Raw genomic sequence first — 20,192 nt, 5'->3', positions numbered from 1 at the left:
CGTTCAAAGGTGGGAGACAAAGTTGCACGGCTGGGTGCGGGCATCGAGCTGATCCCGAATGAGCTGCTCCCAGCCGAGCCGGCAGGCGCCGGTGGAGCCCGGCAGGCAGCAGATCAGGGTCTTGTTGGCCAGCCCCGCCAGGGCGCGGCTCTGCATGGCCGAGCCTTTTATCTCGGCGAAGGAGAGCTGGCGGAACAGCTCGCCAAAGCCCTGCACAGTGCGCTCGAACAGCACGCCGACCGCCTCGGGCACCCGGTTCTGCTCGTTGAAGCCGGTGCCGCCGTTGACAAGCACCACCTGCACCCCTTCATCGGCGATCCACTGGCTCACCTGGGCCCGGATCCGGAACAGGTTGTCGGCCAGCAGGGCGCGATCGGCCAGGCGGTGGCCGGCCTCGGTCAGGGCGTCGACCAGATAGTCGCCCGAGCTGTCATCGGCGGCGGTGCGGCTGTCCGACACCGTCAGAACGGCAATGTTGAGGGGAAGAAAAGTCCGGTTCTGTTGTGCCATGGTCTGACTCCGTTACTGCACAGAAGGCGGCCCGCTTGCGCCGGGCGAGTCGCCGATTCTAACAAAGGTTGATGGGAAAGGGGGAGTTTCATCCGGGGTGGGAGCCCGGCCTGCCCGGGGCAAGACCCCGATGCAAAGAGGCCGGGATCCCCCGGCCTCTCGTTCTGGGTGGGCGGGATCAGAATCCCTTGACCCCTGTCATGTCGGGTAGCTGGTGCGCTATCCCCTTGTGGCAGTCGATGCAGGTGTTCTCACCGCTGGCCAGGTTGGTGGAGTGCATCTGGGCGGCGCGCCTGCCTTGCAGGGAGAAATCCATGTACTCGAAGTTGTGGCAGTTGCGGCACTCGCGCGAATCCGTGTCCTTCATCCGCTTCCACTCCCGCTCCGCCATCTCCCGGCGATGGGATTCGAACTTCTCGCGGGTATCCACCTTGCCGGTCATCTTGCCCCACAGCTCCTTGGATGCCTGCACCTTGCGAATGATCTTGTAGGTCCATTCATGGGGCACGTGGCAATCGGGGCAGCTGGCGCGCACCCCGGAGCGGTTGGCGTAGTGGATGGTATCGCGGTACTCCACGAACACATTGTCCTTCATCTCGTGGCAGCTGGTGCAGAAGGCCTCTGTGTTGGAGGCCTCCATGGCGGTGTTGAAGCCGCCCCAGAAGATGACGCCGCCGAAGAAGCCCATCATCAGCAGTACCCAGAGCGCCGCCTTCGACGGTGACTTGAAGGTGACCCAGAGTCGCTGTAAAAAGCCGGGTAATTTCATCTGTGGACTCCTCAGTTCAGGGCTTCATTCAAGGGGGACTTGAAGGTGTCTCGAAGGCACTGCCAAAAGCCGGATAATTTCATCTATGGACTCCTTAGTTCAGGGCTTCGACCGGCTTGAAGCTGTTGCCCACCAACGGCTTGGCATCCGCTTGCGGCACATGGCACTGCAGGCAGAAGTAGCGACGGGGCGACACTTCCCCCAGGGTCATGCCGTCCCGGGCCTCGAAGTGGGTGGGGCTTATCTTGGGGGCCTTCATGACGCTGGCATTCTTGAAGCTGTGACAGGCCAGGCACTTGTTGACCTTGGTGTCTATCTCGTAGTTGCGAATGTCATGGGGGACCAGCGGCGGCTGATGCATGTACTGGCGATCGTAAAGGTCGCCGTCCTTGCGAAAATTCTTCAGCTGGGCAGCCGGGGCCTCCACCGCCAGATCCGCACTGTTGCGCAGTGACTTGACGCCGCCGCTCTCCGTGGTGATCTGCCCCTGGGCGGCCATCAGACTCCCCGCCATCAGGCAGGCCAGCATTGCTCCAATCAGCTTCTTCATTATTGATTCTCCGAACATTTTTCCACAAAGGGCCAATCAGGCCCCCTGGGCAGCGAGCCCGTGCCCCCGCAAGCGGGGGGCAGGGGCGCTTATCTCCCGTCGCCTCAGGCCTTGACGACCTTGACCGCGCACTTCTTGTAATCCGTCTCTTTCGACAGCGGATCCGTGGCATCCAGGGTCAGCTTGTTGACCAGCTGACTCGCATCGAAGAAGGGCATGAACACCAGCCCCTTGGGGGGACGGTTGCGGCCGCGGGTCTCGACCCGGGTCTTCACCTCGCCTCGGCGGGAGGAGACGATCACCTCCTCGCCACGGCGCACGCCGCGGGCCTTGGCATCTTCCGGGTGCATGAAGAGCACCGCATCCGGGAAGGCGCGATAGAGCTCGGGGACCCGACGGGTCATGGTGCCGGTGTGCCAGTGCTCCAGCACGCGGCCGGTGGAGAGCCACATGTCGAACTCCTGGTCCGGCGCCTCGGCGGCGGGCTCATAGGGCAGCGCGAAGATCACCGCCTTGCCGTCCGGCTTGCCGTAGAAACGCACCCCCTCGCCTGCCTTCACATAGGGGTCGAACCCTTCGCGATAGCGCCACAGGGTCTCCTTGCCGTCCACCACGGGCCAGCGCAGGCCGCGCGCCTCGTGATACTGATCGAACGGCGCCAGATCGTGACCATGACCGCGACCGAAGGAGGCATACTCCTCGAACAAGCCCTTCTGCACGTAGAAGCCGAAGTGCTCGGCCTCGTCGTTCAGGGCCCCCTTGCTCTGCTCTTTCGGGAACTGGTTCACCTGGCCGTTGGCGTAGAGCACGTCGAACAGGGTCTTGCCCTTCACTTCCGGCATCTTGGCGATGAGCTCCGCCGGCCACACTTCTTCCACGGTGAAGCGCTTGGAGAACTCCATCAGCTGCCACAGGTCGGACTTGGCTCCTTCCGGCGCCTTCACCTGCTGGTGCCAGAACTGGGTACGGCGCTCGGCATTGCCGTAGGCCCCCTCTTTCTCCACCCACATGGCGGTGGGCAGGATGAGGTCGGCCGCCTGGGCGGTCACGGTCGGGTAAGGGTCGGAGACCACGATGAAATTGGCCGGGTTGCGATAACCGGGCAGCCCCTCCTCGTTCATGTTGGGGCCGGCCTGCATGTTGTTGTTGCACATCACCCAGTAGGCGTTGAGCTTGCCGTCCTTGAGCATGCGGTTTTGCAACACGGCGTGATAGCCCACCTGCTCCGGGATGGTGCCTTCCGGCAGTTTCCAGATCTTCTCGGCGATGGCGCGATGTTTCGGGTCTGTGACCACCATGTCCGCGGGCAGACGGTGGGCGAAGGTGCCCACTTCCCGCGCCGTGCCGCAGGCGGAGGGCTGGCCGGTCAGGGAGAAGGGACCCGAGCCCGGCTGGGAGATCTTGCCGGTCAGCAGGTGGATGTTATAGCAGAGGTTGTTGGCCCAGACGCCGCGGGTGTGCTGGTTGAAGCCCATGGTCCAGTAGGAGACCACCTTCTTGTCCGGATCGGCATAGATCTGAGCCAGCTTCTCTAGCTTGTCCTTGGGAACGCCGGAGAGCTTGGAGACGGACTCCAGGTCGTAATCCGCCACGAATTTCGCGAAGTCGTCGAAGCTCATGGGGGTCGAGTCGCCGCTGTCCGGGTTCTTGGCTTTCTGCTGGGTCGGGTGAGTCGGACGCAGGCCGTAGCCGATGTCGGTCACCCCTTTGCGGAACTGGGTGTGCTTGTTGACGAAGTCCCAGTTCACCTTGTCGTTCTGGATGATGTAGTTGGCGATGTAGTTGAGGATCGCCAGATCGGTCTGGGGCGTGAACACCAGGCCGTTGTCCGCGAGCTCAAAACTGCGATGCTCGAAGGTGGAGAGCACGTGCACCTGCACATCCGGGTGGGAGAGGCGGCGATCCGAGATGCGCGACCAGAGGATGGGGTGCATCTCCGCCATGTTGGAGCCCCACAGCACGAAGGCGTCGGCCTGCTCGATGTCGTCGTAGCAGCCCATGGGCTCGTCCATGCCGAAGGTACGCATGAAGCCGACCACCGCGGACGCCATGCAGTGACGGGCGTTGGGATCCAGGTTGTTGGTGCGAAAACCCGCCTTCATCAGCTTGGCGGCGGCATAGCCTTCCCATACGGTCCACTGACCCGAGCCGAACATGCCGACCGCGGTCGGGCCCTTCTCTTTTAGGGTGGCCTTGAACTTCTCGGCCATGATGTCGAAGGCCTGATCCCAGCTGATGGGGGCGAACTGGCCATTCTTGTCGAACTTGCCGTTGGTCATGCGCAGCATGGGCTGGGTCAGGCGATCCTCTCCATACATGATCTTGGAGAGGAAGTAGCCCTTGATGCAGTTGAGACCGCGGTTGACCGGGGCATCGGGATCCCCCTGGGTCGCCACCACGCGGCCGGCCTGGGAGCCCACCAGCACGGAACAGCCGGTGCCGCAGAAGCGGCACGGCGCCTTGTCCCAGGTGATGGCGGTCTTGTCGGTACTGGTGATCAGGTTTGCCGCCAGGGTGGGGGCGCTGACACCGGCCACAGCCGCCGCGGCTGCGACCGCGTTGGCCTTCATAAAGTCGCGTCGACTCAGCTTCATGACATTTCCTCACATTGCTTATCGTTGTTATCAAACTGGTGGTAGATGAGGCCGGCAGAGAGCACCCCTGGCATGGCCTGGATGGCATCGATGGCCGCCATGATGGGCCGCTGACTGGGTCCTTCCAGGGTGACCACCAGCTTGCCCTCCTCACTGATCACATGCACTTCGGCCCCGTCGAGGGCGCCAATCTGCTCGGCGAGCCGATGGCGCAACATAGGCTGGGTCAGCACCACCAGGCTGGAGACGTGATACTCCTGCTCCGGGTGCTCATCGGCGGAATGGGATTTCATTCGTGCTCCTTGTGGGCCGGGCTGGCCACCTTGATGCTGCCCACCGGGCAGTCGCCGACACAGGCACCGCATCCGGTGCACAGGTCCGCATCCACGCTCGGGGTGGGGACACGCCCCAAGACGGGGATAAAGCGGATCGCCCTCGCCTCGCAACTGTCCTGGCAACGCTGACAATAGACCTGACCATTGGCCAGGCAGCCTTCGGTTATCTGTGCAATATAGTCCCAGGGACGCTGATCCCTCGGGCGAAACAGGGGCTCCTGGCAGGCGCTGGCACAGTCACCGCAGAAGCTGCACTCGCCCAGGCCCAGGTCGAGGGCGGGAAAGCCGCCATCGCCCTTGATGATGATCTGCTCCGGGCAGGCACTCAGGCAGTCGCCACAACGGCTGCAATCGGCAACAAATTCGGGCCAGGGCAGTGACCAGGGCAGTTGGACGGCGGGGGCCGCAGCCTTGAGATGGCCGCGTAGCAGGTGTCGGCGTGACAGGTTTACCCCATCGGACATATCCACTCCTTGTGAGCCCCGAAAGCCCGACATCGCCAGGCGAAAGAAGAAGGGTATCTTGAATACCTATTCTGATAGTGGGCCTATATTGCGGACTCAACAAGCGGAGGGATATACCACCAGGGGGATAAACAGGGGGGATTATTGCGCTGGATCAAACCCTTGCCGCAAATAACAAAAAGGGATATCCCGCAGGATACCCCCAATGAGGTGATGGGATCGCGACCTGAGCCGCCGCTGACTCAGCCGCCGATGGAGGCGAGGTGGGGCGTCATGCCGGCATTGCCCTCGTGCAGGTGATGGGTGGCCGCCTTGCCGAGCAGGGCGGTGCGGATGCGCTCGATCAGCGCATCCTGCTGCTCGTCACCCGCCAGCAGATCCCGCAGCTCCACCCCCTGCTCGCCAAACAGACACAGGTGCAGCTTGCCCACGGAGGAGACCCTCAGCCGATTGCAGCCGGCGCAAAAGTCCTTGCTGTAGGGCATGATGAGGCCGATGCGCCCCCGGGAGGCCGGGTGCTGGAACACCTGGGCCGGGCCGTCGTCCACCCCCCGCAGCTGGGTCAGCCAACCCTGGGTCAGCAGTCTCGCCTTGATCTGCTCGCCACTGACGTGTCGATCACGAAACAGGCTGTCCATCTCGCCGGTCTGCATCAGCTCGATGAAACGCAGGTCGATGGGTTTGTCGCGGATCCAGGCCAGGAAGGCATCCAGCTGATGATCGTTGAGCCCCCTGAGCAAGACGGCATTGACCTTGACCGAGGGGAAACCCGCCTCGAGGGCGGCCTCTATCCCCGCCATCACCTCCTCCAGCTTGTTCTCGCCGGTGATCTGGTGGAACTGGCGCGGATCCAGGCTGTCGACGCTGACATTGAGGGCCGTCAGGCCGGCGGCGCGCCATTCGCCCGCCCGCTCTTTCAGGCGATAGCCATTGGTGGTCATGGCCACCTTGTCGATGCCCGGGGTATTGGCCACCGTCTCTATGATGCGGGTGAAATCACGGCGCAGGGAGGGCTCGCCCCCGGTCAGGCGCACCTTGCGGGTGCCCATGGCGGCGAAGCCGGACACGATGCGGCGGATTTCGTCCAGAGAGAGAAACGACTTGCGCCCATCCGAAGGGCGGTAACCGTCCGGCAGGCAGTAGGTACAGCGAAAATTGCACACGTCGGTGACCGACAGGCGCAAATAGTAAAAGCGACGGGAAAAACCATCTTCGAGTGGCAACATAAACACCTTTCCAAATACGGGAGGCCAGGGCATTTCTTTCCTGACCCTTACAGCGCGATACCTCGGCTGTCGGCGATTCCCCCCCTATCCGAAGACTTAGGTGAAAATGCTCGGAGTTCATCTAGTTTTTCGATGCTAGCACAACTTCGAGTACACTCCCACGCAACTTATGGGGTATTTCGAAGGGGTAGCGGCGCCATGGGACAATGGTTCAGAGTGCATTCGGTCAGCAGCGCCATAGGCCGCTCCATGATGCTGATCCTGTTCATGGCGAGCCTGATCGCCCTGGTGGCCATGGTCACCCTCTTCTACTCGGTGCCGGACGCCAAGGCGATCAACCTGTCGGGTTCCCTGCGGATGCAGGCCTACCGCATGGCCTACGAGATTGGCCAGGGCCAGGCCGCCATCAAGCGCTTGGAGCAGTTCGAGCAGACCCTCAACGCCGAGGAGCTGCAAGAGACCCAGCGCTGGATCACCCCGGCGGCCCTGCGTCTAACCTATGGCGAGGTGTTGCGCCAGTGGCAGCTGATGCGCGGCCACATAGAGCAGGCCACACCCCAGCGTTACATAGACAACACTGAGCAGTTCGTCGCCGCCATCGATGATTTCGTCAACCAGATGCAGTATCACGTGGAGTTCAAGGTGCGCATGCTGGCCCTGGCCGAGGGATTGGGGCTCATCGCCATCATCACCATCGCCTGGTTCACGGTGCGCTTCACCCGCCAGCAGGTGGTGGCGCCCCTCAATCAGCTGGTCCATTGCGCCCGCCAGATCCAGCGCCGGGAGTTCGATCTCACCCTGCCCCCCCACTGTGACAACGAACTGGGGGAGCTGTCAGGCGCCTTCGCCATCATGGCCACCGAGCTTGGCAAGCTCTATCGGGATCTGGAGAGCAAGGTGGAGGAGAAGACCGCCAAGCTGCAGCAGGCCAACGACACCCTCTCCTTCCTCTACACCACGGCCCAGAAGCTGCACGCCGCCCCCCTGAGCAGCCATACCCTGCAGAAATTGCTGGACAGGGCCGCCGCCCACCAGCAGATAGCCCACATCCGCCTGACCCGCTTCGAGCACGACGCCATGCCCGTCTACCTGACCGGGCGCAGCGGCTGGCCCGGGGATCTCGAGGCCATGGAGCACTTCGACCTGCAGATGGGGGACAGGGAGTTTGGCCGCCTCGACCTCATCAGTCGCCACCCCATCGACGAACGGCTGATGAAGAACTTCTCCATGCTGCTGGCCCAGGTGCTGCACAAGGATCAGACCCTGTTGCAGCAGCAGCGACTGCTGCTGATGGAAGAGCGCGCCGTCATCGCCCGCGAGCTGCACGACTCCCTGGCCCAGGCCCTCTCCTACCTCAAGATCCAGTCCACCCTGCTCAAGCGGGCCTTCGCCAAGGGGGACAACGACAAGACCCAGGCCGCCATGGAGCAGATCGACGAGGGGCTTGGCAGCGCCTACCGCCAGTTGCGCGAGCTGCTCGGCACCTTTCGCCTCAGCATCGGCGATGTCAATCTCGGCGAGGCGATCGGCGTCATGCTCGACCAGCTCAAACCCCAGACCCAGGCCGAGATCAGGCTTCATTACGGTCTGGCCCACGCCAACCTGGAGGCGGGTCAGCACATCCACATTCTGCAACTGATCCGTGAGGCAGTGCTCAATGCCATCAAGCACGCCAACGCGCAACTGATTGATGTTAGCTGTGAGACCCTCGCCGATGGTAACATCCAGATACAGATCACCGATGATGGAGTCGGGATCGGCGACGCCCGCTCGGCCATCAACCACTATGGCCTCAGCATCATGAACGAGCGGGCCAGCAAGCTCCACGGGGAGCTGACGATCGGCAACGGTCACCCCAAGGGCACCCGGGTGCACCTGACCTTTCCCACCAGCCTAACAAGAGATGCCTGATGGACGAGATGAAATACACGGTTCTGGTGGTCGATGACCACCCCCTGATGCGCAAGGGGATAGTTCAACTCCTGGCGCTGGAAGAGAATATGGAGCTATGCGGCGAGGCATCCAACGGCACTGATGCCATCGCCATGGCCAAAGCGTCCGAACCGGACCTGATCCTGCTCGATCTCAACATGAAGGGCCTCTCCGGTCTGGATACCCTCAAGGCCCTGCGCGCCGAGGAGATCACCTCCAGGGTGGTGATCCTGACCGTGTCGGACGCCCGCCAGGATGTGGTCGCCCTGCTCAAGGCCGGCGCCGATGGCTACCTGCTCAAGGACACAGAGCCAGAGGCGCTGCTGGCCCAGCTCGGCGAGGTGATGACAGGGCAGCAGATCCTGAGCGAACCGCTGCGCCCCTACCTGGAGAACATCTACGAGCTGGATCACCTGCAGCAGAAGCTGGAGAGCTTAACGCGTCGCGAAATGCAAATACTGCGCGAGATTGCAAAGGGCCTCTCCAACAAGCAGGTCGCTTCCGTGCTCCATATCTCCGAGGGCACCGTCAAGGTACACGTCAAGAGCCTGCTCAAGAAACTCGAGGCCCAGAGCCGGGTCGAGGCCGCCGTCATGTACCTGGAACAGCGCCACTAAGGGCCATTTCTCCCCCCAAAAAGCCACCGCCAGGTGGCTTTTTTCATCCTCTGGCACAGTCGCTGCATTGTCATATTCAGCAATGACTCAATGGAGGACGGAACATGAAAAATACCCAACTTGCACTGTTCCCTTTGCCGTCCCACATACTGCCGGGCGGCAAGCTGCCACTGCGATTGTTCGAGCCGCGCCACCTGCAGATGCTCAAGGAGTCGTTCGAACAAGACCGAGGCTTTGGCATAGTGATGGAAGAGGCGACCTCGGCGGGCACCGCCGGGCGCATACTCCCCGTTGGCACCCGGGTCAAGGTGACCGACTTCTATACCCTCAATGACGGTCTGCTGGGGGTCACGGTACTGGGGCTGGATCGCTTCTGCATCCACAGCATGACCACAGACGCCCAGGGGCTGTGCCGCGCCGAGGTGGAACCTCTGCCCAACTGGCCCAGCATCCACAGCGACTTCAGCGACGATCTGCTGGCCGACCGGCTGCGAGAGGTGTTCGAGCAATATCCAGAGCTCGATGAGCTCTACCCGGACAAGCAGTTCGAAGACGCCACCTGGCTATGCCAGCGCTGGCTGGAGATACTGCCCATGCCCATCTACGAGAAGCAGATGCTGATCGCCAAGCAAAATAGCGAGGCCGCCAGACAGTTCCTTCGTCGCTTGATTGCTCGCTGACGGGATAAGGCCATCCGGATCCTTGATGGCTTGCTGACGGGGTGCTGACAGGACAAGGATGGGGTGTTGGCCACTGACAGCAAGCGCCGGGAGAAGGGGCCGACGAGATCAATTGCATAATGCGAAAAATCTCATAATGAAAAGAAGATATTCGCAATTTGCAAATATCACCTGTCAAACACCGGCAGGTGCCCGCGGTGAATGTTCAGCTGAGGCCTGCTCCAGCCCGCCATCGCGGCACATGGTTCGACATGGAAAAGTTGGCACGTATTTTTCATATAGCTTTATACAACCCGATTTATCCCGTGCTCTCTTCAGTATTTGCTGAAGAATTGGTCAACTACCCAGTTGACCATTTTTTTTGCCTGCCATTCCCCCCTCTTCCCCGTCCACTCAGCCCCCTCTTCCCCGTCCACTCAGCCCCCTCACCATGACGGCGCCATGACATTCAGCAGTGTCGTTGCAGGCAGTCACGCAGCCGGGCGAGGCTGATGGGCTTGGCCAGGAAGTCCGTCATGCCTGCGGTCAGGCAGCAGGCCCTGTCTTCGGCCATGGCATTGGCGGTCAGCGCCACTATGGGCATGCGGTAACCGAGCTCGCGCAGCAAGCGGGTCGCCTCCAGTCCATCCATCTGCGGCATTCGCATGTCCATCAGGATGAGATCCGGCGCCTGCTCTGCCACCTGGGCGAGGGCCTCCAGGCCATTGCCGGCAAGCCGCACCCGGCTCACCAGCTTTTCCAGCATGAGGGAGACCACCAGCTGATTGATGGGGCTGTCTTCCACCACCAGCACGTCCAGGGGGCGCAGTGCGTTGCTGGGCGGGCTCGCCCGCACCTCGCTCTCGCAGGGCAGGCCCAGACCGGGCAGGGAGAACCAGAAGCAGCTGCCGACCCCGAGCCGGCTGGTGAGACAGAGCTCGCCCCCCATCAGGGCGACCAGCCGCTTGCTGATGCTCAGGCCAAGGCCGGTGCCGGCGCGGTGGCGAGTGGCCGAGCTGTCGACCTGGGTGAAGGGCTCAAACAGGCGGGCCTGATCCGCCTCGGCGATGCCGATCCCCGTGTCCTGCACCTCGACTCGCAGGCACTCGTCCCGCCAGCCGATCTTGAGCACCACGCCCCCCTGCTCGGTAAACTTGAGGGCATTGCCAAGCAGGTTGTTGATGATCTGGGACAGGCGCACGGGATCGGCGAACAGGGCCTCGGGCAGGGCCTTATCCAGCTCGCAGGTCAGGGTGAGTCCCTTCTCCCTGGCCTGAGCCTGCCAGGGTTCCATGATGGCCTGGCTGAGGGGGCGGGGAGTGAATCGCTCGCAGTGCAGCGCCAGGCTGTGGGCCTCTATCTTCGAGAAGTCGAGCACGTCATCTATGATGGTCTGCAGCAGCCTGGCCGAGTGGGAGGCGTGATCCAGCAAGGTCTGCTGGGCCGGGGCCATCCCCTCGTGCTGCAGCAGATCCAGCATACCCATCACGGCGTTCATGGGAGAGCGGATCTCGTGGGTCATCATGGCCAGGAACTGGGACTTGGCCCGGTTGGCGGCCTCGGCCTGATCCCGCGCCTGAGCCAGCTCCTGCTCGCGCCTTATCTGGCGCCCTATGTCGCGCGCCGTGCCACTGTAACCGCAGAAATGGCCCTGCCTGTCGAACAAGGGTTCGGCGTTCACCTCCATCCAGCGCACCAGGCCGCCGGCATTGATGCGTACCCGTTCGGCGCGGATGGCTTGGCGCCCCTCCACCAGGCGGCGGTACTTCTCCCACGGCTCCCCTTCCCGCTCATGGGTCACCTCGTAGAGGCTGCGACCCGTCTCCATGGTCATGACTCCCCCCTCATAGCCGGGGGCAGAGACATAACTGAGCCTGTGCTCGCCATCGGTTTCCCAGAACCAGTCCGAGGCCATGGCGGCGAAGCGGCGAAACCGGCGCTCGCTCGCCTGCAGCTCCCGGGTCTTGAGCGCCACCTGCTGCTGAAGCCGGGCCCGATAGGCGATGTTGACCAGAGCCTGGGAGATGAGGGGCTGGCAGCGGGCCAGCGCCGCCTTGCTCTGCAGATCCAACCCTCCCCTGACCGAGTGGCGGCAGAGCAGTATGCCGGTAAAGCCCGGGGCATGCAGGCCGGTCAGCATCAGGCTGGCCCAGCCCGGCTTGCCCGCCAGCCCGGCAAATTCGGGCAGCTGAGTCGGGTCATAGATGACCAGGGTCTCCCCCTCCAGGGCGCGGGCGAAGAGGGAGGAATGCCGCCAGCCCTGGCCGCACTCGGCGGGCTCTGTGCTCAGATGGGTGACGCCGGCCTCCCCTTCCCAGCTCAGGACATCCGCCTGCTCGAAGCCGATGAAGGGTTGCAGGCTGCGGATCAGGCTCAGCAGCACCTGCTCCAGGGTGCGGGCATCGGCCAGGGCGCCGAGGCCGGCCAGCAGGGTCTGGGACTCCTGCCGGTACTGGGCCTCCCGGGCACGGCAATGGACCAGCTCCACCAGGGTTGCTTGCAGCTTGTCGTTCAGGGCTTCCAGCGCCTTGCTGTCACTGCCCGCCTCAGGATGCATCGGCACCTCCCAGCAACACCACGGCGGAGACCATGAGGTTGCCATGGGCCAGCTCCCCATGGGGCAGCCGTCCCTGCTCGCCAAAGGTGAAGGGGGTAATGAAAGGGATGGCCCCCAGCTGCGCCTCGAGCAGGCTGCCAAACCCCTGGATCCGCTCCCCCAGGGCGAGCCGGGAGCCGGCGCAGAAGATGAGCAGGGCCCCCAGGGGACGCACGGCGTCGCAGCCACCGTAGCCGGGTGCTATGTGCGCCGCCAGGCTGCGGGCCAGCAACCCCTCGGCGCTGCCATGCATCAATATCAGCCGCTCCCCCGGCTCGATGGCGGTGAAGAGCCGCAGGCCGCCCCGGGCCGTGACGGCCTCGGGGTGGGAGAGCTTGTAATAGGGCACCCCATCCAGGGTGCCCCGCTGGCGCGCCAGGGGGGCCAGGGTGCTCTGGCCCAGGATGGGCCCCACCGGAAAGGGGGCCAGGCCGCGCCAGTTGGCATAGACCCAGGCAGCCGGCGCCCCATCTATGGTCAGCACCTCGCGCCCGTCGCACGCGGTCACCAGACCATGCCGGGCGGTGGCCAGATAGCCGGAGTGGAACTGAAACGCCAGCTCGCAGTCGGGATAGAGCAGGGCCAGCACCACCCCCTCTCGCCCCTCCCCCCCTTGCCAGCAGAGCTGCCAGTCGCCGCGGATGGCATCATCTGCGGCCGAGCCCCCCACCACGGGCACCCGGCACCCGAACTCCTCCTCGATGGCCGCGAGCAGCTCCTCCTCCCGACCCGGGCTCGCGTGCAGCAGCACCATGGCCGGCAGCTCGCCGGGGCGCCCCGCCTCGGCCATGGCGCCGTGCAGCAGAGCCCGCATGTCGACCGCCTCCCCCAACCCCCCGGCGACCCCGTAGCACCCCTTCTCATCGAACAGGGCCGCCACCGCCAATCCCCAGCCATGGGCACTGTGATAACCGCTCTGGGTCTGCACCCCGTGGCAGGAGCTGCAACCTATGAGGCGGACACAGGGGTAGCGCCCGGTCAGCGCCTGACGCAGAACGCCGGCATCGTGGGCCTGGGTAAAATAGACGATCAGCAGGGATGGTGCGGCGGCAGGGGCCAGTTCCTCCAGGCGATCGCACACCTCGCGGCAGGCGAGGGCCGAGCTGGCTGCGAGGGAGTGAGCCGTCAGAAAGTTCACTGCTATCTCCTGTTGGGTCTCATTGGTCGATGGGGCAGTCATGACAGCGGCACGCCCGCCAGAATGTGACGGATCACGCCTTCCCCGCCATGAGCAAGAAAATCAGGTGCAGCAACCAAGCAAAAGTCATACCCTTTGCAAAAAAATCCCGCCGCCCTTCCAGGGGCGACGCCGGGGAGCACAACAACATGAGGCCCATCATGAGCCTGCACGGGGACACTTATGTGGCAGAAAAATATCAATGACTTCCAGCGGGTGGTGGCCATCGGCGGTGGCCATGGTCTGGGGCGGGTGCTCTCCTCCCTCTCCTTCCTGGGGGCCCGCCTGACCGGCATAGTGACCACCACGGACGATGGCGGCTCCACCGGCCGGTTGCGCCAGAGCCAGGCCTGCATCGCCTGGGGAGATATGCGCAACTGCCTCAACCAGCTGGTGACCGAACCCAGCATCGGCAGCATGCTGTTCGAACACCGTTTCGCCGGTCGGGGCGAGCTGGCCGGGCACAACCTCGGCAACCTGATCCTGCTGGCGCTGGACAACCTGTCGGTACGTCCCCTCGACGCCATTCGTCTCATCAGCAACATGCTGAAAATAGAGACCCAGTTGCTTCCTATGTCCGAATTTCCCACCGACCTCTGTGCCCGCACTGCCTGCGGCAACCGGATCCTGGGGGAGGTCTCCATCGACCAGCTGGAGAGCCCGCCCCTCTCCCTTTCCCTCAGTCCCAGAGTCACGGCGACCCGGGAGGCGGTACATGCCATCGCCGAGGCCGAGATGATCATCCTGGGCCCGGGCAGCTTCCTCACCTCCATCATGCCCCCCCTGCTGCTGGAGGAGATCGCCCAGGCCATCAGCCAGAGCCGGGCCCGCCTGGTGTTCATCACCAATCTGGTGGCCGAGCCGGGCCCCGCCGGCCAGATGGATCTCATGACCCAGTGGCGCTGGCTGGAGCAGCAGATTGGCAGCGGCCGCATCGACGCCATCATAGGCCCGCAGGGTCACTACCCGGCGGCGCTCGATGGCCTGCTGATGACGGCCGATCTGGGGGAAACCGCCCTGCCCCATCGCCACGACAGGGCCAGGTTGAAGGCGGCTCTGGACAAGGCCATCCATTGGCGCAGCCATCACTGATCACGGCGTGTCACCGCCACAGGCGGACCGGAACCAGGTGATCCCCTGGCGCAGCCATCATTGATAACGGCGTGTCGCCGCCACAAGCAGCCCAGAACCAGGTGATCCCCTGGCATTGGCACAGCCAGCACCGACGCCTGTCTCACGCAAGGGCGCACCTGAGCAAGGGGATGGGAGGCGGCTCAGGCGGGGGGATGGCAGTAGTCGTGCAACTGGGTGAAGACCTGGGGCAGGGATTGCTGCAACTGGCCGATGAGCAGGCCGCTCTCGGCGCTATCCTGGCGCTTGCAGGCCTGCTCCAGGGCGATCACCTGTTGCAGGCTCTGGCGGGCGCCATAGCTGGCGCAGGAGGATTTGAGGCTGTGAGCGAGTCGCCCCAGGGAGTGCCACTGGGCCTGTTCGAACAGGGGTGGCAGCTGGGCCAATTGCTCCCCCACCTCCTCGATAAATACCTCGATCACCACGGGCATCATCTCTTCGCCAATGTCTTCGGCCAACTGGGCCAGAACCGCCTCGTCCAACAGTGTCATCTTGCCTCCTGCAATGTGGTACCCAAATAGAACATACATCGCTATCGGCTAACAAGGGAGTCAAATCGTCCCCAAGAGAGCGACGAGCGCAGGATGGCAAAAGTGTGATCGGGCTCAATAATCGCGCACATATAGCCCCAGGGCCTCGTCGGAGCCGCGACAAAGGGGTTGCAACAAAATTAACATTCAAGCAACAATGCACCCCATGAGACAGAGCACGGCTCGACAACACCTCATCCCTTTTTGCCTGTATGGCTGCTGCGAAGAACCAGGGTAGATATCTACCCTGGTATTTTTTTAGACCGGATTGTCGATGTCTATGAAGATCACCTCGAGCCCATGCTCGGCGGCCAGCCACTCCCCCAACGCCTTGACCCCGTAGCGTTCGGTCGCATGATGACCGGCGGCGAAGAAGTGCATCCCCATCTCGCGGGCCGTGTGTATGGTCTGCTCCGAGGCCTCCCCCGAGATGAAGGCATCTATGCCCTGTTCGGCAGCCAGGGTGATATAGCTCTGGCCGCCCCCGGTACACCAGGCCACTGTCTCGATGAGGGCGGGGCCGCTCTCGCCGCAGTGCAGCGGCGTGCGTCCCAGCCGCTCTCCGATCCTGGCCGCCAGGGCCTCTCCGCTCATGGGCTCGGCCAGCTTGCCGACCATGGCGACGCTCTTCTTGTCCCAGGGCTCCAGGCCGCGGCGTACCTGGATGTCCAGCAGGCGGGCGAGCTGGGCGTTGTTGCCCAGTTCAGGGTGAACATCCAGGGGGAGATGATAGGCAAACAGGTTGATGTCGTGGCTGAGCAGGGTCTTCAAGCGGCGCTGCTTCATGCCGGTGATCACCTCGGACTCCCCCTTCCAGAAGTAACCATGGTGTACCAGGATGGCGTCGGCCCCCTGGGCCACGGCGGCGTCGAGCAGCGCCTGGCTGGCGGTGACCCCTGTGACTATCTTGCGGATCTCGTCGCGACCCTCGACCTGGAGGCCATTGGGACAGTAGTCCTTGATGGCGTGGGGTTCGAGCAGCGTATTGAGCAGATTGGTGAGTTTTTGGCGGCGGATCATAGGCCCCTCTGTGTGCCCTCACGGGCGCGATGACAAAAGGCCATGATAATCGAGCCCGCCGACCAAGGCCATGGCGGCGGGTTCGAGGCGGTGGGCAACGACTCAGACGGGCAGCGGGATCCCGGCCTCGCGCATCTGCGCCAGCTTGTAACGCAGGGTGCGCGGGCTGATGCCAAGGCGCTCGGCCACCGCCTTGCGACTGCCATTGCAGTCGTGGAGGGTGTCCAGGATGATCTGGTGCTCCTGCTGCTTGAGCTCGCTGCCGAGTCGATCGCCGCACAAGGGACGCTCGGGTTCGGCTGCGACACCCTGCGGCCCCTCCCCTGGCTCCCCCGCCAGGGCCGAGAAGGCCTCCTCGGCGCCGGGCTCCAGGATCAGCTGGGAGGCGCCTATCTCGCCCTCGGTGGAGAGGATCAAGGCCCGTTGCACCACGTTGTCCAGTTCGCGCACGTTGCCGGGCCAGGGGTGCGCCAGCAAGCGGGCCGCCGCCTGGGCTGCCAGCCTGGGGGTCGGCAGGCCCTGCTGCTGGGCATGGAGCGCCAGCAGGTGCTCCGCCAGGGGCAGGATGTCGCCGGGCCGCTCGCGCAGGGCACGCCAGCGCAGGGGGAAGACGTTGAGCCGGTAGTAGAGATCCTCGCGCAAGCGCCCCTCCTGCACCGCCTTGTGCAGATCCCGGTTGCTGGTGGCGATGACCCGCACGTCCAGGGGGATCATCTTGCGGCTGCCGAGCCGCTCCACCTCTTTCTCCTGCAGCACCCGCAGCAGCTTGGCCTGCAAGGAGAGATCCATCTCGGTGACCTCATCGAGCAGCAGCGTGCCCCCCTGGGCCTGCTCGAACTTGCCGGGACAGCCCTGAACGGCACCGGTAAAGGCCCCCTTCTCGTAGCCGAACAGGGTCGCCTCCAGCATGTTTTCCGGGATGGCGGCACAGTTGATGGCCACGAAGGCCTGCTCGCTGCGGGGGGAGTTGTCATGGATATAGCGGGCCAGCACCTCCTTGCCGGTACCGCTCGGCCCGGTCACCATCACGGTGGCCTCGCTGCGGGCGACCCGGGTCGCCAGCTGGAACAGTTCGGCGCTGCGGGGATCCCCGTAGACCACGGCCCGCTTCTCCACCCGCTGGGCCGGCACATAGCGACTCACCTGATTGAGCAGCACCTCGGGGGAGAAGGGCTTGGCCAGATAGTCGATGGCCCCTTCCCGCATGGCGCGCACGGCGCCATCTATGTTGGCATGGGCCGTCATCAGCAGCACGGGGATCTGGGGGTAGGCCTGGCGGATGTTGCCCAGCAGGGTGAGGCCATCCATGCCCCCCATCTGAATGTCGGAGATCACCATGTCGAAGGGCTGACGCGACAGGGCCAGCAAGGCCCGCTCGCCGCTCTCGGCCTCGCGGCACTGGTAGCCCCCGAGCATCAGGGTATCGATCAGCGCCTCGCGCAGACCGGCGTCGTCTTCCACCACCAGGATACGGGCTTGCGTCATGCGACACCTCCAAGCTGCTGCGGCTGTTGATGCAAGGGAAACGAGAGGGTGAAGCAGCTGCCGTCACCGGGGACGGAGGCGACTTTGACCTCCCCCTGATGGGCGCGCACCACGGACTGCACCACCGCCAGCCCCAGGCCTGTGCCCTGGCTGCGGGTGGTGAAGAAGGGCTCGAAGATCTGGGCGAGCTGCTGATGGCTCATGCCCTTGCCGTTGTCTATCACCCTCAGCTCGACCCGGTTGTCGCAGCGCACCGCGCTGACCATGAGGGAATCGGCGCCCGCCTGGGCACCGTTGGCGATCAGGTTGTTGATGGCACCCGCCAGGGCGCTGCTGTTGGCCAGCAGGCAGAGATCCGGCTCGGGCGCCTCCATGTGCAACCGGCAACCCTGCTGTTCACAGAAGACCTCGGCGCCGGCCTGCACCTCGGCCAGCAGCCCCTGGACCGAGAGGGGGGCCACCACCTGGCTCTCGCCACTGCGGGCAAACAGCAAGATGTCCCCTATCTGCTTCTCCAGATCCTGCAGCCTGGCCATCAGCTTCTGCTGAAACAGGATGCGGGACTCGGGTTTCAGGGTGCGGTTGGCCAGGTTGGCGCCATAGAGCATGGCCGCCGACAGGGGGGTGCGGATCTGGTGGGCCAGGGAGGCCGCCATGTTGCCCAACGCCGAGAGGCGTTTCATGTGGTTGACCCTGTCTTGCAGACGGCGGGTCTCGGTGAGGTCGGTGAGAAACACCAGCTGGCCGGGCTGATCCGGCAGCGGCTGGGTCGAGAGCTGCACCCGGCGGCCATCTCGCAGGGAGATCTCGTGGCCATCGTCGGCCCGTGGCTCGAAGCAGCGCCCTATGATGGCACGCCAGCTCATCCCCTCCAGGGGCTCGCCGAGCAGGGCATGGGCGGCGGGATTGGCCCGGGTGATGATCCCCTGACCGTCGAGCAGGAGCACCCCGGTCGGCAATGCCGTGAAGATGGCATAGAGCTGACTGACTTCGTGGGACTGGACCGGGTTGTCTTGCTGCTGGCTCGTCATAAACCTGACCTCAAACAAAGAATGCGATCAGGTTATTCAAATTCTATGCCATGTGATTTATTTGATATAAATCATGTAGTTAAAAACATGGCGTCAAGGGGTTGACCCTAGGCCTCCTTGCTCATGCCATATTTTTTCATCTTCTCCACCAGGGTGGTGCGCCGCATGCCGAGCAGATCGGCGGCCCGGGCCACCACCCCCTCCTGGGACTCCAGGGCCTGGCGGATCAGCTCCACCTCCAGGTCGGCCAGCATCTCCTTGAGATTGACCCCCTCCTGGGGAAGCTGCATCAGGTTGCTGCCCGACGCACCGACCACCAGCTCGGGGGGATCCTGGAACACGGCGGCCAGGGCATCGCGCTCATCCATCTCGGTCAGGCGCGCATCTCGCGGCTCACAGGGCAGCAGGCGGTAACGGCTCGGCAAGTCGGCGACATCCACTATCTGCTGGGGATAGAGGATCAGCAGGCGTTCGAGCAGGTTGGAGAGCTCGCGCACGTTGCCGGGCCAGGGGTACTGCATCAGGGACTCCATGGCGCGCTGGGTCAGACGAATGAAGCCCTGGTGCTGCTCCGAGTGGCGATTGAGCAGCTCTTGCAGCAGCAGCGGGATATCATCGGCCCGATCCCGCAGCGGCGGCGTCTCTATGGGGAAGACGTTGAGGCGGTAATAGAGATCCTCGCGAAACTCCTGGGTGCGGATCATGGCCTCCAGATCCCGGTGGGTGGCCGCTATGATGCGCACATCCGCCTGGATGGGTTTGCCGCCGCCGACCCTGTCGAACAGCCGCTCCTGCAGCACCCGCAGCAGCTTGACCTGCATCGGCATCGGCATGTCCCCTATCTCGTCGAGAAAGAGGGTGCCCCCCTGAGCCAGCTCGAAGCGGCCACGCCGCGCCGCGATGGCGCCGGTGAAGGCGCCCTTCTCGTGCCCAAACAGCTCGCTTTCCAGCAGTTCGGCCGGGATGGCGCCGCAGTTGATGGGCACGAAGGGGCCGTCGGCACGGCCGGAGAGTTCATGGATGGCGCGGGCCACCACCTCCTTGCCGGTGCCGGACTCGCCGAGGATCAGCACGTTGGCATCCGTCTGGGCCACCTGGCCGATGAGGCGGCGCACCTCCTGGATCCCCTTGCCCTTGCCCACCAGCAAGCGCAGCAGGGTCTGCCCCTTGTCATGGGTCTGCTGTCTGGGATGCAGGGAGACGAACGCCTGACAGAAGTGCAGGTGCCGGGTCAGGGATTCGTAGGAGAAGGGCGCCTCGGCCACACCGATGAAGTTGCTGTTGGGCAGCTCGGTCTCGATCAGGGAGACGAAGGGGGTACGGGGATACTGCTCGAGCAGCGTGCTCAAGGGGCGATCCGCCAGCTCGCCTATCAGCACCCCTTGCAGGGGGCTAGACGCTTCTATGGCCATGTCCAGATCCGCGGGAGCCACCTCCTGCCAGGGCAGTCCCATGAAGGAGAGCACTGTGCCCAGCTGCTGGCGTCTAGCGACATCCGAATCCACTATCAGCACGCCCATTGCCATCATAACCTTCCCTCTCGACCATGTGTTTTTGTTATACCCG

18 protein-coding genes and 1 riboswitch are annotated in these 20,192 nt (G+C 63.9%); of the genes, 4 read left to right on the top strand and 14 right to left on the bottom strand.

Annotation, left to right across the window (positions count from 1 at the left end):
- Positions 1 to 3 precede the first annotated feature (3 nt).
- From moaB to moaA, 7 genes are all read right to left on the bottom strand, one after another.
- On the bottom strand, positions 4 to 510 hold the full coding sequence (gene moaB / locus ACEUCR_RS11810) for a molybdenum cofactor biosynthesis protein B (protein ID WP_041996276.1): 507 nt from the start codon (positions 508 to 510) through the stop codon (positions 4 to 6).
- 178 nt (positions 511 to 688) lie between these two features.
- Positions 689 to 1,279, bottom strand: a complete 591-nt coding sequence (locus tag ACEUCR_RS11805) for a cytochrome c3 family protein (RefSeq protein ID WP_041996274.1) — start codon at positions 1,277 to 1,279, stop codon at positions 689 to 691.
- 94 nt (positions 1,280 to 1,373) lie between these two features.
- Positions 1,374 to 1,829 carry a nitrate reductase cytochrome c-type subunit gene (locus ACEUCR_RS11800; RefSeq protein WP_041996271.1) on the bottom strand — a complete coding sequence of 152 codons (456 nt, stop codon included), beginning with the start codon at positions 1,827 to 1,829 and terminating at the stop codon, positions 1,374 to 1,376.
- 104 nt (positions 1,830 to 1,933) lie between these two features.
- Positions 1,934 to 4,423, bottom strand: coding sequence for a nitrate reductase catalytic subunit NapA (napA, locus tag ACEUCR_RS11795; protein WP_408790321.1), 2,490 nt, complete (start codon positions 4,421 to 4,423; stop codon positions 1,934 to 1,936).
- Positions 4,420 to 4,716: a chaperone NapD gene (locus tag ACEUCR_RS11790; RefSeq protein ID WP_041996266.1), complete on the bottom strand. Its 297-nt coding sequence runs from the start codon at positions 4,714 to 4,716 to the stop codon at positions 4,420 to 4,422. Before ACEUCR_RS11790 ends, napA begins: the two co-directional genes overlap by 4 nt.
- Entirely contained in the window at positions 4,713 to 5,222 is a 510-nt protein-coding gene (gene napF / locus ACEUCR_RS11785; RefSeq protein WP_408774377.1) for a ferredoxin-type protein NapF, read from the bottom strand. The genes ACEUCR_RS11790 and napF overlap by 4 nt, the downstream gene beginning before the upstream one ends.
- A gap of 242 nt (positions 5,223 to 5,464) precedes the next feature.
- Positions 5,465 to 6,448 carry a GTP 3',8-cyclase MoaA gene (gene moaA / locus ACEUCR_RS11780; protein ID WP_408760085.1) on the bottom strand — a complete coding sequence of 328 codons (984 nt, stop codon included), beginning with the start codon at positions 6,446 to 6,448 and terminating at the stop codon, positions 5,465 to 5,467.
- Positions 6,436 to 6,576: riboswitch (molybdenum cofactor riboswitch) on the bottom strand. (Overlaps the previous gene by 13 nt.)
- A 70-nt stretch (positions 6,577 to 6,646) precedes the next feature.
- Here moaA and narQ point away from each other — a divergent pair.
- From narQ to ACEUCR_RS11765, 3 genes are all read left to right on the top strand, one after another.
- Entirely contained in the window at positions 6,647 to 8,359 is a 1,713-nt protein-coding gene (gene narQ / locus ACEUCR_RS11775) for a nitrate/nitrite two-component system sensor histidine kinase NarQ (protein ID WP_111872926.1), read from the top strand.
- On the top strand, positions 8,359 to 8,997 hold the full coding sequence (narL, locus tag ACEUCR_RS11770) for a two-component system response regulator NarL (RefSeq protein ID WP_041996255.1): 639 nt from the start codon (positions 8,359 to 8,361) through the stop codon (positions 8,995 to 8,997). The genes narQ and narL overlap by 1 nt, the downstream gene beginning before the upstream one ends.
- Positions 8,998 to 9,101: 104 nt before the next feature.
- Entirely contained in the window at positions 9,102 to 9,677 is a 576-nt protein-coding gene (locus ACEUCR_RS11765; RefSeq protein ID WP_408790318.1) for an LON peptidase substrate-binding domain-containing protein, read from the top strand.
- A gap of 448 nt (positions 9,678 to 10,125) precedes the next feature.
- Here ACEUCR_RS11765 and ACEUCR_RS11760 read toward each other — a convergent pair whose 3' ends face one another.
- Together ACEUCR_RS11760 and ACEUCR_RS11755 are read right to left on the bottom strand one after the other, a co-directional pair.
- The gene (locus ACEUCR_RS11760; RefSeq protein WP_408790315.1) at positions 10,126 to 12,213 is read right to left on the bottom strand and encodes a PAS domain-containing hybrid sensor histidine kinase/response regulator; all 2,088 of its coding nucleotides are present in this window, start codon (positions 12,211 to 12,213) and stop codon (positions 10,126 to 10,128) included.
- The gene (locus ACEUCR_RS11755; RefSeq protein ID WP_408790570.1) at positions 12,203 to 13,396 is read right to left on the bottom strand and encodes an FIST signal transduction protein; all 1,194 of its coding nucleotides are present in this window, start codon (positions 13,394 to 13,396) and stop codon (positions 12,203 to 12,205) included. Before ACEUCR_RS11755 ends, ACEUCR_RS11760 begins: the two co-directional genes overlap by 11 nt.
- Positions 13,397 to 13,612: 216 nt before the next feature.
- On the opposite strand from ACEUCR_RS11755, the gene ACEUCR_RS11750 reads away from it, so the two are divergent.
- Positions 13,613 to 14,521 carry a gluconeogenesis factor YvcK family protein gene (locus ACEUCR_RS11750; protein WP_408747335.1) on the top strand — a complete coding sequence of 303 codons (909 nt, stop codon included), beginning with the start codon at positions 13,613 to 13,615 and terminating at the stop codon, positions 14,519 to 14,521.
- 182 nt (positions 14,522 to 14,703) lie between these two features.
- Here ACEUCR_RS11750 and ACEUCR_RS11745 read toward each other — a convergent pair whose 3' ends face one another.
- The 5 genes from ACEUCR_RS11745 to ACEUCR_RS11725 form a co-directional block, all read right to left on the bottom strand.
- Positions 14,704 to 15,051: an Hpt domain-containing protein gene (locus ACEUCR_RS11745; protein WP_408790312.1), complete on the bottom strand. Its 348-nt coding sequence runs from the start codon at positions 15,049 to 15,051 to the stop codon at positions 14,704 to 14,706.
- 297 nt (positions 15,052 to 15,348) lie between these two features.
- Positions 15,349 to 16,110, bottom strand: coding sequence for a Nif3-like dinuclear metal center hexameric protein (locus ACEUCR_RS11740; RefSeq protein WP_111872922.1), 762 nt, complete (start codon positions 16,108 to 16,110; stop codon positions 15,349 to 15,351).
- Positions 16,111 to 16,212: 102 nt separating this feature from the next.
- On the bottom strand, positions 16,213 to 17,595 hold the full coding sequence (locus ACEUCR_RS11735; protein WP_111872921.1) for a sigma-54-dependent transcriptional regulator: 1,383 nt from the start codon (positions 17,593 to 17,595) through the stop codon (positions 16,213 to 16,215).
- Positions 17,592 to 18,626: a sensor histidine kinase gene (locus ACEUCR_RS11730; RefSeq protein ID WP_408790309.1), complete on the bottom strand. Its 1,035-nt coding sequence runs from the start codon at positions 18,624 to 18,626 to the stop codon at positions 17,592 to 17,594. Before ACEUCR_RS11730 ends, ACEUCR_RS11735 begins: the two co-directional genes overlap by 4 nt.
- 107 nt (positions 18,627 to 18,733) lie before the next feature.
- Entirely contained in the window at positions 18,734 to 20,155 is a 1,422-nt protein-coding gene (locus ACEUCR_RS11725) for a sigma-54 dependent transcriptional regulator (protein ID WP_392444510.1), read from the bottom strand.
- Positions 20,156 to 20,192 lie beyond the last annotated feature (37 nt).

The organism is Aeromonas bivalvium, assembly GCF_046078285.1.
In the GTDB taxonomy this organism is placed as follows: domain Bacteria; phylum Pseudomonadota; class Gammaproteobacteria; order Enterobacterales; family Aeromonadaceae; genus Aeromonas; species Aeromonas bivalvium.
The sequence above is the reverse complement of the archived record's forward strand: the minus strand, read 5'-3'. Positions and strand labels throughout refer to the sequence as shown.